The organism is Nocardioides sp. NPDC051685 (assembly GCF_044453405.1).
Classification (GTDB): domain Bacteria; phylum Actinomycetota; class Actinomycetes; order Propionibacteriales; family Nocardioidaceae; genus Nocardioides.
Genome location: NZ_JBITCR010000012.1, coordinates 1 through 13,327 on the forward strand (window position 1 = coordinate 1; position 13,327 = coordinate 13,327).

The following is a 13,327-nucleotide window of genomic DNA, read 5'->3' on the forward strand; positions in this document are numbered from 1 at the left end:
GCCCCACAACCCCCGAACCGTCACCCAAGTCCTGACACATCAACCGTCACCGATGTCCTGACGCAGAACTGTCACCGGAGTCCTGAGACATCACAAAAATTCTTTGGGGTCGCTACTTGCGTTGTTCGAACACGTGATCTACCTTCGAACATGTGCTCGATCGAACACGTGATCGAGAGACTTGTGAACTGGAGGCCGTGATGAGTGCAACCGTCTATGTGCTGCCCGTAGCCGAGCCGCCCCGTCCGGTGCGGGAGGTGCGTCGCTCGACCGTGCGGCTCACCCGTCGCGGCCGGGTGGTCGTCTTCGCCTTTGCGCTCGTCGTCCTCTTCGCGATCGCCTTCGTCGGGGCGCGGGTGGCCTTCGCGGTGGAGGGTGGTGCCGAAAAAAGCCCCAGTCCCTCCGCCCACACGATGGTCGTCGGCGATGGCGACACGCTCTGGGACATCTCCTCGGACGCTGTCGCCGGCACCGATGCTTCGATTCGGGAGATGGAGCAGACGATCAAGGAGCTCAACGGTCTCGAGTCCTCGATGCTCGTGTCCGGGCAGACCCTGATCATCCCGACCGCGCCGTAGGGCGCCTCTCAGATGTCCGGCCGCTCCTTCGAGACGACTGAGCGAGGTCGGGCGGCGAGCTTGCTCGTCCGCTCGCGCCGAGCGAGGGAGTCAGCCCGCGCAGCGGGCACCCTGGCGGCCGGCTACCGGGGAAAGTGAGAGTGCTGCAGACGATGGGAAGCGTCTGCAGCACTCTCGCTGTCATGTCGCTGCTAGTGGCGGCCGCGGTAGGGGGTGTCCGGGTCGGCCGGGGGCCACGGCTTGTTGCGGGCGCTGTGCCTCGGCGGCCACTCGTCGTCCGGCTCGGCGGCGGGCGGCTCCTGGGGTTGCCGCTGGGTGGGCATCGCCTGGGTCGCGGCGGGGTCCTGGGTCAGTCGAGCCCTGGAGCCGGTCTGACCGTAGCCGGTAGGAGTCTGGTAGGCCCCGGACTGATACTGCGTCGAGCCGGCCTGCTGGGTGGGATAGCTGTCGGTGCTGTATCCCTGCGGGGCGTACCCCGGGGTGCTCTGCGGCGTCGAGGTGGGCGTCGGTGGGCTGGTGTAGTAGGGCTGCGGGGTCGGCGGTGGACTGGTCGGCGGCTGGTAGGACGGTGCGCCGTAGGCTGCCCGGCTGCCGGTGTTGCCGTAACCCTGATCGCCGACGGAGTAGTCGTAGGGCGACGGGGTGGAGGTGTCGGTGTAGGCCGAGCGGCTCCCGGTGTCGCCGTAAGGCGGCTGGCTCCCGGTGTCGGAGTTGTGCCGGCCGTAGGAGCCGGTGTCCTCGTAGCCGTAGGAACCGGTGCCGTAGTAGTTCTGCTCGCCGTAGGGCTGGTCCGTGTAGGGCTGCTCCGGGTAGGCCTCCGAATAGGCCTGGTCCGGGTAGTCCTGCTCCTCGACGTAGGCGCTGGAGTGGCTTCCGGTGTAGTCGTCGGCGGGTGGCGGGGTGGGGGAGCCGGAGAGGGCCCGCCAGGCCTTCCCGGCGAAGGTGAAGGTCAGGAAGAGGCAGGCGACGGCAACGACTGCCGCGATGGCGAGCTTTGCCCAGGCGCCGGAATCGCCTCCCCGTGCGTCGGCCCCGAAACCGACGGCGACCCACACGAGCACTCCCCAGGCGATGAGGGATGCCAGTGTCGCGATCGCAGGCAAGATGAAAGGTGGCCGGGGACCGCTTCTGGGGCGCGTGCCTCTCCGCGACCCGACGCGATTTCCTCCGGAGATGTTTGTCACGGGGGCCATTCTTACGCATCCGGGCCAGCCCGGCGCCGTTGAACCGGAATCTTTCGGTGTTTGACCGGCGACACGCCGGACACGCGGGGAAACGCGACCCTCGCTTGCATCGTCTGGGGGGCGGGCGTACGGTTACCACTACATCTAGTAGTTACACGGCTGTAGTTATCCACATCTAGTTCACATGAACGGGTGGATGGCCCACAGCGACGAGGGTGTTGTTCCACAGGGGCTCACGCTCATATCCACAGGTTCCACAGGCTCGGGCCGCCGTTGAGACGGCCTGGATCCACAGGTCTCACGAGAGGGGCTCGACCGTGCACTGTCCGTTCTGCCGACACAGCGACACCAAGGTGCTCGACTCCCGCGTGGCCGAGGACGGCGGCCAGATCCGGCGCCGCCGGGTCTGTCAGGAATGTGGGAAGCGGTTCACGACCGTCGAGCAGATGCAGCTGATGGTGGCCAAGCGCTCCGGCGCGGCGGAGCCGTTCAGCCGCGACAAAGCGGTGCACGGCGTACGCAAGGCGTGCAAGGGGCGTCCGGTCACCGAGGACCAGCTTGCCTGCCTCGGCCAGGAGGTCGAGCAGGCGCTGCGGAGCCAGGGTCTGGCCGAGGTTCCCAGCAACGAGGTGGGACTGGCGATCCTCGCGCCGCTGCGCGAGCTCGACGAGGTGGCCTACCTGCGCTTCGCGAGCGTCTACCGGGCCTTCGGCTCGGCGGACGACTTCGAGCGTGAGATCCAGATGCTGCGTACGGAACGGGAAGTCCAGGACTTCGAGACAGAACATCCGGTCGAGGCCCCGGTGGGCTCCGACTAGGTCCCACGGGATCACACAGACCGGCCCGGGCAGGCCGTGGGGAAGCGACCTGTCCGGGCCATCCAGCAAGACAGACAGAACAGAGCAAGGACTCCACCATCAGCACCGACCAGCAGTACGGCACAGCGATCGATGACAACAGGGGGAACGAAATGACAGACACGGCATCAGAGGCACAGACATCGGCGAAGGCGGGCGCCGGGCTGAAGATCGAGCGGATCTTCAGCACCGAGGGCGTCCACCCCTACGACGAGATCACCTGGGAGCGACGCGACGTCGTCCAGAAGAACTGGAAGACGGGTGAGACCGTCTTCGAGCAGACCGGAGTCGAGTTCCCCGACTTCTGGTCGATCAACGCCTCGACGATCGTGACGACCAAGTACTTCCGCGGTGCCCTCGGCACCGACAAGCGTGAGCAGAGCCTGAAGCAGCTGATCGACCGGGTCGTGAACACCTACGTCGCCTCCGGCAAGGAGAACGGCTACTTCGCCTCCGAGGCCGACGCCGACCTCTTCGGTCGCGAGCTCACCTGGCTGCTGGTCAACCAGCACTTCGCCTTCAACTCGCCGGTCTGGTTCAACGTCGGCACCGAGTCCCCCCAGCAGGTCTCGGCCTGTTTCATCCTCTCGGTCGACGACTCCATGGACTCGATCCTGAACTGGTACAAGGAGGAGGGCCTGATCTTCAAGGGCGGCTCCGGTGCCGGTCTCAACCTCTCCCGCATCCGCTCCTCCAAGGAGCTGCTGAAGTCCTCCGGCGGCACCGCCTCCGGCCCGGTCTCCTTCATGCGCGGCGCCGACGCGTCCGCGGGCACCATCAAGTCCGGTGGCGCCACCCGCCGTGCGGCGAAGATGGTCGTGCTCGACGTCGACCACCCCGACATCGAGGAGTTCGTCGAGACCAAGGCGCGCGAGGAGGACAAGATCCGCGCGCTGCGCGACGCCGGCTTCGACATGGACCTGGGCGGCAAGGACATCTCGTCCGTGCAGTACCAGAACGCCAACAACTCCGTGCGTGTCTCCGACGAGTTCATGCGCGCCGTGGAGGAGGGCAAGAAGTTCGGCCTCCGGGCGCGTACGACCGGTGAGGTCATCGAGGAGATCGACGCCCGCGAGCTGTTCCGCAAGATCTCGATCGCCGCGTGGGAGTGTGCCGACCCGGGTCTGCAGTACGACGACACCATCAACGACTGGCACACCAACCCGGAGACGGGCCGGATCACCGGCTCCAACCCGTGCTCGGAGTACATGTCGCTGGACAACTCCTCCTGCAACCTGGCGTCGCTGAACCTGCTGAAGTTCCTCAAGGACGACGACACCTTCGACGCGGTCCGCTTCCAGCAGGCCTGCGAGGTCGTCTTCACCGCGATGGACATCTCCATCTGCTTCGCCGACTTCCCGACCGAGGCGATCGGCGAGACCACCCGCGACTACCGCCAGCTCGGCATCGGCTACGCCAACCTCGGCGCCCTGCTGATGGCGATGGGTCTGGGCTACGACAGCGAGGGTGGCCGCACGATGGCCGCCGCCATCACCTCGCTGATGACCGGTGCCGGCTACAAGCGCTCGGCCGAGCTGGCCGGCGTCGTCGGCCCGTACGCCGGTTACGCCCGCAACGCCGAGGCCCACCAGCGGGTCATGCGCAAGCACCAGGCCGCCAACGACGCGGTCCGCTCGATCAACCCGGTCGACCGCAACATCATCGACGCGGCCACCCGGGTGTGGAACGACGTCGTCGAGATCGGCAAGGTCAACGGCTTCCGCAACGCCCAGGCCTCGCTGCTCGCGCCGACCGGCACCATCGGCTTCATGATGGACTGCGACACCACCGGCATCGAGCCCGACTTCTCGCTGGTCAAGTTCAAGAAGCTCGTCGGTGGCGGCTCGATGCAGATCGTCAACCAGGTGATCCCGCGTGCGCTGAAGAAGATGGGCTACCAGCCCGAGCAGATCGAGGCGATCGTCGCCTACATCGCCGAGCACGGCCACGTCATCGACGCCCCCGGCCTGCGCCAGGAGCACTACGAGGTCTTCGACACCGCGATGGGCAAGCGCGCGCTGCAGCCGATGGGCCACGTACGCATGATGGCGGCCACCCAGCCGTTCCTCTCCGGTGCGATCTCCAAGACCGTCAACCTCCCCGAGACCGCGACCGTCGAGGAGATCGAGCAGGTCTACATGGAGTCGTGGAAGCTCGGCCTGAAGGCCACCGCGATCTACCGCGACAACTGCAAGGTCGGCCAGCCGCTGGCCGACGGCAAGTCGGAGGGCGCCAAGAAGGACCAGGGTCTCTCCACCGCCGCTCCGGAGGCTCCGGCCGCAGCCGAGGTCGAGCCCGAGGTCGTCGAGAAGATCATCGAGAAGATCGTCTACGCCCCGACCCGCAAGCGCCTGCCGAAGTCCCGCGTCTCGCGCACCACCTCCTTCACGGTCGGTGGCGCCGAGGGCTACATGACCTCCGGTGCGCACGCCGACGGCGAGCTCGGCGAGGTCTTCCTCAAGCTCGGCAAGCAGGGCTCGACCCTGGCCGGTGTCATGGACGCCTTCTCCATCGCGGTGTCCGTCGGCCTTCAGTACGGCGTGCCGCTGGAGACCTACGTCTCCAAGTTCACCAACCTGAAGTTCGAGCCCGCCGGTCTGACCGACGACCCGGACGTACGCATGGCGCAGTCGCTCATGGACTACGTCTTCCGCCGGCTGGCGCTGGACTACATGTCCTTCGAGGACCGCTCGGCTCTCGGCATCTACTCCGCCGACGAGCGTCAGCGCTACCTCGAGACCGGCTCCTACGAGCAGCTCGGCAACGGCACCACCGCCGCCGAGCTCGTCCAGAAGCCGGCTCCGGAGCGCAAGGTTGCGGCTGTTGCCGAGCCGGTCGAGGCAGAGGTCGAGGAGGAGGCCGAGGTCGTCGAGGAGGCGCCGAAGGCCACCGCCCACACCACCGCCGAGCTGCTCGAGTCGATCAGCGGCATGGCCATCGACAGCCCGCTCTGCTTCACCTGCGGCACCAAGATGCGCCCCGCCGGCTCCTGCTACGTCTGCGAGGGCTGCGGCTCGACCTCCGGTTGCAGCTGAGCCTCTGAGTGACTGAGTCCGGTCCCGTGCCCGAGAGGGCGCGGGACCGGCTCGTTTTCAGGGACGTGGGAGTCGTGGTGTCACTGGGTGACCTCAGGACTCCCAGGTTGCGTGGGAAATAGGGTCTCCGGATGAACTCAGCTGGCACGGACGCTCCGTATGCAGGGACCGACTTCTATTGCGATGTCGCGATCCCGCACCCGGATCGCCTCGACGTCGTGCACGAGGACGAACACGTGCTGGCGTTCCATCACACACGCCCGTTCTGGGCCGTCCACATCGTGGCGGTCCCCAAGCGTCATATCGGATCGCTCACGACCGTGTGCGCCGAGGATGAGGCTGACGTACGTGAGTTGCTCCGTGTCGTCCAGGCGGTGGCCCGGGACGTGGAGCGCGAACACGGCGCCGCGGCAGTTCTCACCAATCTAGGCGCCTACCAGGACTCCAAGCACCTGCACGTCCACATCCACAGCGGCGGGCGCCGAGATCAGAGCTGATGTGGGAGTCCTGGTGTCACCGGGTGACCTCAGGACTCCCAGGTTGCGTGGACGCGCAGGGGGACGAAATGGTCCTGCGTCCAGCCGTCCGTGTCCAGGATGAAGCGGAGCAGGACCGAGTCGCCCGTGCCCATGCGCTCGGTATCGACGTCGGTCGCGTTCGAGGTTCCCAGGCCGGGGACGTACGCATCGAGGGCCCGCCTGCGTCGGTCGTCGGTTCCGGGCGGCCCGGTGACCGTGATGACCGAGGTGTCGAGGGCCATCCCGGTGACTCGCCCGGACCCGACGGGGCGGCCGGTGACTGCTCGAGCGGTCTCGGCGGCTGCTCTCACCGAACGCTGGTCCAGGACCGCGCCGAGGGCAACCCGAGGGCGATGGATCGCCGTTGCCAGGGCGTGAGCGACTGCGTGGTGGCAGGCGATGTGGTCCGGGTGTCCGGTCAGTCCGTCCGGTCCGACGGTGAGAACGATGTCAGGGCACAGCGCCTCGAGCGCGGTCCTGACGGGGGCGGCGATGTCGGCGGTGGCAGCCGCGCCGATCGTCCGGGCTGGTGCGTGCGGGGTGTCCGTCCAGCGTCCGGGCTCGGTCAGGTAGTCCCAGGTGTCGATCCCGAGCAGCCCTGCTGACGCTACGAGCCGAGTCTCCTTGGCCCGGCGTGCGCTCGCGAGATCTGACGGGGTCAACAGGCTGTCGCGACCCTCGCCGCCTGTGAAGATGCGCAGGTGAGTCCGCGCCCCGGCGGCCTTGGCAGCGATCACCGCGGCTCCGGTGGCGAACACCTCGTCGTCAGGGTGAGCGTGCACGACGAGCACGATTGCACCGCTCAGGTCATCGACCCCCAGGTCACCGAACATGCCCCCACACGCTACATCGCGGGCGTGGAGGCGTAGGAGGACGTGGGAGTCCCGGTGTCACTGGGTGACCTCAGGACTCCCACGTCGGAAGGTCACACCCCTCGCCGCAGGGGGTCGGCATCCCGTTCCATCCCTGGTTCTTCAGGATCTGGGCGATCCTGGCTGCGGTTCGACAGGAGGTGCCGAAGACCTGGTGCCAGCGGATGCGGGCGGTGGCCCGGCTGCCGAGGGCCAGGTCGTCGAGGTCGCGGTCGGCATCGCGGCCCTGAGCTCTCCAGGACTCGTGGTTGAGGCGGCCGTCCAGCTCGACGACGAGTCCGTACGTCTCATACTCGACGTCGCGGAACTCCTTCCCCGTTGGCGTCAGTCGCCGGCTCTGGCGGGTGCCCCTCGGGAGTCCGTGGGCACGTTCGACTCGGGTGAGATAGGCGTGCTCGAGGACCGAGCAGGTGCCGGCGTCCACGTCGGTGAGGAGGTCGCGGATGAAGGCGCGGCGGGGGAGTCGCGGGTGTCGCTTCAGTGCGGTGCGTACGGCATTGGTGGTCACTCCTCGGCGGCCGATGATGTCGGTCAGGAAGCCGATCACCTCGATCTCGGAGGTGGCTTCTCGGGTTTGGAGGAGGGCGCTGTCCTCGAGCTTGAGGCGGGGAGGGCGTGCTCCCGCAAAGATCTGTCGGGACAGGCCGACGACTCGGTGGACGACGACGCCGGGCGGCGGAGCGAGGCGGCGGGTGTGGTCGATGGCTACGTGGATGGGTGCGCCGGCTTCATCGGTGCTCTTCGGTTCGAGGGCGGATGGCCCGCACAGGGCCGCGGGCTCGGCGTAGAGCACCGCCGCCCAGGCGCGCTGGCGCCACGTGAGCGGGCCGGTGTGGGTGACGTAGACGCCGCGGTGTGTTGCATGCATCTCGCGGCGTCGGATCGCCCGGCGGATGTCGTTGGGTGTGTAACCGCCCAGGATGAGCTGCGTGCGGCTGGCCACGCCGTCCTGCAGCTCGAGCTCACGCGCAGCCCACATCCGCCGCCCCACGAGATCGTGGGCGGCGCGCTCGGCATCGATGTCGGTGTCCATGGGCCTCGACTTGATTTCCTGACGTGGGAGTCACGGTGGACGTGGGCTCCCATGTCGCCGTTGGTTTCCTCGGAACGATAGGTGGGAGCACCGACAGCCTTCCGGCCCTCCGATGTGTGGCCTTCGTCCCTGTCTCCCTGTCGACCGGCGCGTGACGATCACTGTATGAAGGGCGCCGCGCAGCCGTGCCGTCGGCCTTCGTCCGAAGGGCAGGAGTCGACAAATGATGGGTTACGGATACGGCATGGGCGCCGTGGGTTGGATCGCCATGACCATCTTCTGGGTCGGGCTGATCACCTTGGTCATCTGGGTCATCGCCCGTGTGCTGCCGACCGGAGGTGGGTGGAGGGACGTCGCGCCGCGACCGGGCGGAGCCCCCACGGAGAGCGCGGAGGACATCTTGGACCGGCGCTTCGCCGCCGGGGAGCTGGACGAGGAGACCTACCGGTCGATGCGCGCCACCCTGCGCTCCTCCAGGTCCACCGGGACCGAGCCCCGGTGATGCGTACGGCGAAGGAGCTGTGGGTTCCGCTGATCGCTCTGCTCGCGATGCTCGGCTCCGGGATCTGGCTGGTCACCCAGGATGAGGACGACGACCGAGGGTTCGGCCCTTGGGGCGGAACGGGCATGCCGATGATGGGTGGTCCGGCCGAGTCGGGGTGGCTGGCCGGTGACCGCGACCCGGTGGACGACCTCGCCGAGGCACGGGACCGAGCCGACGACTTCGCCAAAGAGCTGGGACCGGAGCTGCGTGTGGGCGAGGTGATGCGGTTCGCCAACAACTACTACGCAGAGCTCGAGGAGACCGATGGGGACAAAGCCACCGAGGTGCTGATCAACCCCTCGACCGGGGCCGTGCAGCTCGAGTTCGGGCCGGCCATGATGTGGAACACCCGCTACGGGATGATGGCCCGACCCGGCACCCGCGCCCGGCTCAGCGCCGAGCAGGCCCGGGACGTCGCGCAGGCGTGGGCCGATGACCACGGCGGGCTCGCCGTCGACGAACCCGAAGCCTTTCCCGGCTATTTCACCCTGCACACGTTGGAGGGCGACCGCATCGAGGGGATGCTCTCGGTGAACGCCGTCACGGGTGCCGTCTGGTATCACAGCTGGCACGGGGAGTTCGAGGAGATGTCCGAGGGCGAATAGCCACGCGGGCTCCTGCGGTTCGGTCAGCGGCCGAGGATACGGCTCAGCAGCGTGCCGTTGGGGTCCTTGGGGTCGGCGGAGTGCCCGGGGCACCAGCGGTTGGAGGGCACGGAGGCCTTGACCTGGGAGACGTGGCGGCCGCAGCCGGCCCAGGTGGTCTTGCCGCACTTCTTGCAGCGTACGGAGCGACACATGGTTCGAGTCCTGTTCTGTGGTTCTGGGTCGGTGGTCAGGCGGGCGGTTCGCCGGCGTCGAGAGCGTCGACGAACTCGCGGAAGGCGTCGAGCGCGCCGTCGGCGAACGCTGCCTTGGAGAGCTCGCCCCAGCCCTTGTAGACGTCGGGGATCGCGCGGCGCAGCTCCTTGTGGAGGGGGCCGAGGTCCCGCAGGACGCTCTTCCCGTGGGGTGACTCGGTGTGGGGTGAGTCGATGTCGGTCGTCGTGGTCATGGCGGTTCCTTCCTGCTGCTGTCTTCGAGGGGCGGCCTCTGTGTCTATAACCCCCCGGGGGGTTACGATATCGACGGTAGCATAACCCCCTGGGGGGTTATAGAATCTTGGAGAAAGAAGGAGACCGATGATCAGTTTCACGCTGACAGCCACCGTTCCTGCGGCGTACGAGGCGACCCTGGAGCGCGTGCGACAACTCCTCGGTGAGGCCGGGTTCGGTGTCATCACGGAGATCGATCTGGCCGCGACCTTGCGCGCCAAGCTCGGTGTCGACATTCCCCAGCAGGTGATCCTCGGAGCCTGCATGCCCCAGCTCGCTCATCGTGCGATCGAGGCCGATCCACGGATCGCGACGATGCTGCCGTGCAATGTCGTGGTCGCTGACGAGGGCGAGGAGACCCGGGTCGAGATCTTCGACCCGTCCGCGATGACCTCGTTCAGCACGGATGCGGGTGTCGCCGAGGTCGCGGCGGATGCGCGTCAGCGTCTCAGCGGCATGCTGGAAGCACTCACTGGAAAGAAGAAAGACGACGATGCGGCTCGAGCCTGACGAGATCAAGGCCATCATCATCCGACTCAAGCGCGCCAACGGACACCTCGCCTCGGTGATCCGGATGCTCGAGGAAGGCTCGGAGTGCGAGGACGCGCTCACCCAGCTCGCGGCGGTGAACAAGGCAGTCAGCCGGGGTGGCTACGCCCTGGTCGCCACTGGGCTGGAGAAGTGTCTCGCCGAGGGTGGGCGCGACAGCGTGGACACCAAGAAGATGGAGAAGCTCTTCCTCGCGCTGGCCTGAGGCGGCCGGGCCGGTTGCTGTCCACAGGTGGGGTTCGGGACCGGGTTATCCACAGGCCCGCCGATGTGGGTGGCGGGACGGCGGGATCGGCGGTGTGCTGGGGCCATGCCCAAACGAAAGAAGCACGAGAGGTCGCCCCGGCCGCCCAACAGGTTCGGGGACCCGCGGCGACGGTCGTTCGCCGAGAAGGTCGTCGACAGTCCCTACTGGCCGGCGATGTTCGCGGTCAACGATGCCGAGGCTCGCGGGGACGTGGACGCGGCCCTGGGGATCATCCACAAGACCAGCGACCAGCTCGACAAGGAGCAGTTCTGGCATCCGTCGCGCCTCGAGCGGCTGGAACAGATGCACCTGCTCGGGGTGCTCATGCCCAGGTGGGCCCATTCGCGATGGATCGTCGCGCAGGCGATGCAGGGGACCCATCCGCGCAATCAGTGGCGGATGTCGAAGGCGATCAACGCCGCGCTCGACGTCCGTGGAGGTCCCGACCCTGTCCGCGACCGGGAGGCCGACCGGATCCAGATCATGGATCGCGACTGGGTCTACCGCCAGGCGTTCCTCTACGACCTCGGCGGGCTCGAGGTGTTCCTGCGCCACAACGCTTCCGGTGATCTCATCGCCGGCGCCGACCGGATCTGGGAGTGGGTCGGGGCACCGATGCGCGGCGTACGCCTTCTCGAGCGGGAGCCGCGACATCTGCTCTGGGAGGACCCGGAGACCGGGGAGCAGGTGCGCACGATCAACCTCGGAGCCGGCATGCTCATCGAGGACGGGGAGTGCGCGATCGGCCGGATCGTGCCGCTGGCGAGCGGGTGGATGTTCGAGACGGCGCCGTTGCGGGTACCGGACGAGGTGGCGTACGCAGTGGCGGACGAGCCGGACAGATGGATCGAGGCGCTGCGGGACGCCTGTGCCCAGGATCCGAGCGAGATCTGGATCCGCCGGGGGCTGCGCGACTACGGACTGCTCACCGACATCCCTCACGCCCTGGTCAACCTCGCCATGGACGCTGGGCTGCACGCCTTCCACCACCCCGATGACGAAGAGCTCGCCGAGCTGTTCACCCATCCTGCCGACTATCCGGCCTGCCTGGCCGCCTGGCTGGTCCGTCCGGAGACCATCACCGCGCTGCGCGCGGGGCTGCCGCCTGAAGGCCGGGCCGCGCTTGTCGGATTCGCGGACTTCGTCCGGGAGCCCGCGGCGGGCCTCATCCGCGACCTGGTCGACCACCACGAGGAGGCCGCCTGAAACTCCGCGAGGTCGCTCGCGCACACCTGTCTATGCGCCGCCCTACAGGGCTTTTTACTTTCGTCCGTGTTTGAAATCGGCGAGAGCGGGTAGGACGAAGGCATGACCGACGACGACATCCACGTCAATCCAGACGATCTCAGGTCCATCAAGAACACGCTCGACACCGCCGGCGGAGACCTCTTCAAGCAGGCCGAGCCGTTGCAGAAGACGCCCGACGTCGGCGAGTCGTCCTCCGAGGTCGCGACCGCGCTGGCGTCCCTGGCAGCAGCGGTCGGTGGGATGTCCGAGGGTCTGGGGTCGCTCGGCGACAGCGTGCAGAACGCCCTCGATCACGCGACCACGTCCGATCACGCCGCCGGCGATGCGGGCAGGCGCCAGGAGCAGAAGGTGAGGGGCAGCTGATGGCCGAGGCGATGGACACCAAGGTCTACGGCGACGCGTCGGCGGCGCAGACCGCGGCGGATGCGTGCACGACCGCCAAGGACGCGGTGGGGGACGCGCTCGACGATCTCGGCAAGGCGATCAAGACCGCAGGCTCGTGGAAGGGCCAGGCCGGGGCCGCCTTCGAGTCGAAGGCGGAGAAGCGCAAGAGCGATCTGCGTCAGCTCGAGTCGCGCATCGAGGCCATGGGCAAGGGTCTCTCGACCTTCTCGGGCGACCTCAAGGCGGTCGAGACCAAGATGTCGACGATCCGCACCGAAGCCAGCGGCGCTGGGCTCACGGTCAGCAGCACCATGATCTCGCCGCCGACCGACCCGGGCGAGGACGCCTCCGAGGACGACGTCAACGCCCACAACACCAAGGTCGAGAAGTGGAACGACCTGGTCAGCCGGGTCGAGACGGCTCGCAAGGACGAGGACAACGCCCACGAGGACCTCGGCAAGGCGATCTCGAAGTCGACCGGCGACGGCTGGATCGAGGACCGCCTCGAGGACCTGGGCCTGCTGCCGAAGGACTTCTCCGACGGCATGCAGATCGGTGCGTACGCTCTGGGGCTGGCCGGTCTGGGTGCCGGTGCCGGCGTCGACTGGATGGTGAAGAGCCGTTACGGCACGTTCCAGCCGCGGGTGAACGGCCGGTTCGCCAGCCCGTCGAGCCTGACGAAGCTGGAGCGCGCCGCGAAGGTGCTCAGCGACAAGAACTGGCACGCGAAGGCCAACAAGGCAGCCGTACGCGGCAAGTGGCTCACCGCGGGCAAGTGGGCGACCCGGGCGGGCTGGGTGGTCACGGCCGGCACCTCGGCGTGGGAGCAGTGGCAGAAGGACGCCGACGACCCGTCGCTGTCGACGACGGAGCGGGTGAGCCGTACGGTGAGCACCTCCGCGATCACGACCGCGGGCGCCGCGGGTGGAGCCTGGGCCGGCGCTCAGGCCGGTGCAGCGATCGGCAGCATCTTCCCCGGCCCGGGCACGGTCATCGGCGGTGTCGTCGGTGGCGTGATCGGTGGTGCCATCGGCTCGGGGCTGGCCGGCAAGGCCGCCGACTTCGTGGTCGACGAGGCCGGTGAGCTCGGTGAGGCCGTGGTCGACGGGGTCAGCGACTTCGCGGAGGGCGCCGGCGAGGTAGCCTCCGATGTCGGCGACGCCATCACCTTCTGGGACTAGGACC

16 protein-coding genes are annotated in these 13,327 nt (G+C 67.9%); 11 read left to right on the plus strand and 5 right to left on the minus strand.

What is annotated here, in order from left to right:
• Positions 1-200: 200 nt before the first annotated feature.
• The gene (locus ACIA03_RS25190) at positions 201-578 is read left to right on the plus strand and encodes a LysM peptidoglycan-binding domain-containing protein (RefSeq protein WP_396987669.1); all 378 of its coding nucleotides are present in this window, start codon (positions 201-203) and stop codon (positions 576-578) included.
• Between the two features lie 191 nt (positions 579-769).
• Here the strand turns inward: ACIA03_RS25190 and ACIA03_RS25195 are convergent, their stop codons facing one another.
• Positions 770-1,681: a hypothetical protein gene (locus ACIA03_RS25195; protein WP_396987671.1), complete on the minus strand. Its 912-nt coding sequence runs from the start codon at positions 1,679-1,681 to the stop codon at positions 770-772.
• Between the two features lie 398 nt (positions 1,682-2,079).
• Between ACIA03_RS25195 and nrdR the strand changes: the two genes are divergently transcribed.
• The 3 genes from nrdR to ACIA03_RS25210 all read left to right on the plus strand — a co-directional run bounded on the left by nrdR (position 2,080) and on the right by ACIA03_RS25210 (position 6,151).
• The gene (gene nrdR / locus ACIA03_RS25200) at positions 2,080-2,580 is read left to right on the plus strand and encodes a transcriptional regulator NrdR (protein ID WP_396987673.1); all 501 of its coding nucleotides are present in this window, start codon (positions 2,080-2,082) and stop codon (positions 2,578-2,580) included.
• A gap of 152 nt (positions 2,581-2,732) precedes the next feature.
• A complete protein-coding gene (locus ACIA03_RS25205; protein ID WP_396987675.1) occupies positions 2,733-5,654 on the plus strand; it encodes a vitamin B12-dependent ribonucleotide reductase in 2,922 nt (973 codons plus the stop codon).
• A gap of 131 nt (positions 5,655-5,785) precedes the next feature.
• The gene (locus ACIA03_RS25210) at positions 5,786-6,151 is read left to right on the plus strand and encodes an HIT domain-containing protein (protein ID WP_396987677.1); all 366 of its coding nucleotides are present in this window, start codon (positions 5,786-5,788) and stop codon (positions 6,149-6,151) included.
• A 29-nt stretch (positions 6,152-6,180) separates the two neighbouring features.
• Here ACIA03_RS25210 and ACIA03_RS25215 read toward each other — a convergent pair whose 3' ends face one another.
• Together ACIA03_RS25215 and ACIA03_RS25220 are read right to left on the minus strand one after the other, a co-directional pair.
• Entirely contained in the window at positions 6,181-7,005 is an 825-nt protein-coding gene (locus tag ACIA03_RS25215; protein ID WP_396987679.1) for a PIG-L deacetylase family protein, read from the minus strand.
• A gap of 70 nt (positions 7,006-7,075) precedes the next feature.
• Positions 7,076-8,077 (minus strand): hypothetical protein, encoded by a 1,002-nt coding sequence (locus ACIA03_RS25220; RefSeq protein ID WP_396987681.1) that lies wholly within the window; start codon positions 8,075-8,077, stop codon positions 7,076-7,078.
• Between the two features lie 223 nt (positions 8,078-8,300).
• On the opposite strand from ACIA03_RS25220, the gene ACIA03_RS25225 reads away from it, so the two are divergent.
• Together ACIA03_RS25225 and ACIA03_RS25230 are read left to right on the plus strand one after the other, a co-directional pair.
• Positions 8,301-8,579, plus strand: a complete 279-nt coding sequence (locus ACIA03_RS25225; protein WP_396987683.1) for an SHOCT domain-containing protein — start codon at positions 8,301-8,303, stop codon at positions 8,577-8,579.
• Positions 8,579-9,226: a hypothetical protein gene (locus tag ACIA03_RS25230; protein ID WP_396987685.1), complete on the plus strand. Its 648-nt coding sequence runs from the start codon at positions 8,579-8,581 to the stop codon at positions 9,224-9,226. Before ACIA03_RS25225 ends, ACIA03_RS25230 begins: the two co-directional genes overlap by 1 nt.
• 23 nt (positions 9,227-9,249) lie before the next feature.
• On the opposite strand, the gene ACIA03_RS25235 is transcribed toward ACIA03_RS25230, so the two are convergent.
• A complete protein-coding gene (locus ACIA03_RS25235; RefSeq protein WP_396987687.1) occupies positions 9,250-9,420 on the minus strand; it encodes a hypothetical protein in 171 nt (56 codons plus the stop codon).
• Between the two features lie 35 nt (positions 9,421-9,455).
• Positions 9,456-9,674 carry a hypothetical protein gene (locus tag ACIA03_RS25240; protein WP_396987689.1) on the minus strand — a complete coding sequence of 73 codons (219 nt, stop codon included), beginning with the start codon at positions 9,672-9,674 and terminating at the stop codon, positions 9,456-9,458.
• A gap of 127 nt (positions 9,675-9,801) precedes the next feature.
• Here ACIA03_RS25240 and ACIA03_RS25245 point away from each other — a divergent pair, with 127 nt between their 5' ends.
• The 5 genes from ACIA03_RS25245 (at position 9,802) to ACIA03_RS25265 (ending at position 13,323) form a co-directional block, all read left to right on the plus strand.
• Complete coding sequence (locus tag ACIA03_RS25245) at positions 9,802-10,224, plus strand: DUF302 domain-containing protein (RefSeq protein ID WP_396987691.1); 423 nt, start codon at positions 9,802-9,804, stop codon at positions 10,222-10,224.
• Positions 10,208-10,468, plus strand: a complete 261-nt coding sequence (locus ACIA03_RS25250) for a metal-sensitive transcriptional regulator (RefSeq protein WP_396987693.1) — start codon at positions 10,208-10,210, stop codon at positions 10,466-10,468. The genes ACIA03_RS25245 and ACIA03_RS25250 overlap by 17 nt, the downstream gene beginning before the upstream one ends.
• 105 nt (positions 10,469-10,573) lie before the next feature.
• Positions 10,574-11,716, plus strand: a complete 1,143-nt coding sequence (locus ACIA03_RS25255) for a hypothetical protein (protein ID WP_396987695.1) — start codon at positions 10,574-10,576, stop codon at positions 11,714-11,716.
• 102 nt (positions 11,717-11,818) lie between these two features.
• Positions 11,819-12,121, plus strand: a complete 303-nt coding sequence (locus ACIA03_RS25260) for a hypothetical protein (RefSeq protein WP_396987697.1) — start codon at positions 11,819-11,821, stop codon at positions 12,119-12,121.
• The gene (locus ACIA03_RS25265) at positions 12,121-13,323 is read left to right on the plus strand and encodes a hypothetical protein (protein WP_396987699.1); all 1,203 of its coding nucleotides are present in this window, start codon (positions 12,121-12,123) and stop codon (positions 13,321-13,323) included. Before ACIA03_RS25260 ends, ACIA03_RS25265 begins: the two co-directional genes overlap by 1 nt.
• The last annotated feature ends 4 nt before the right edge of the window (positions 13,324-13,327 follow it).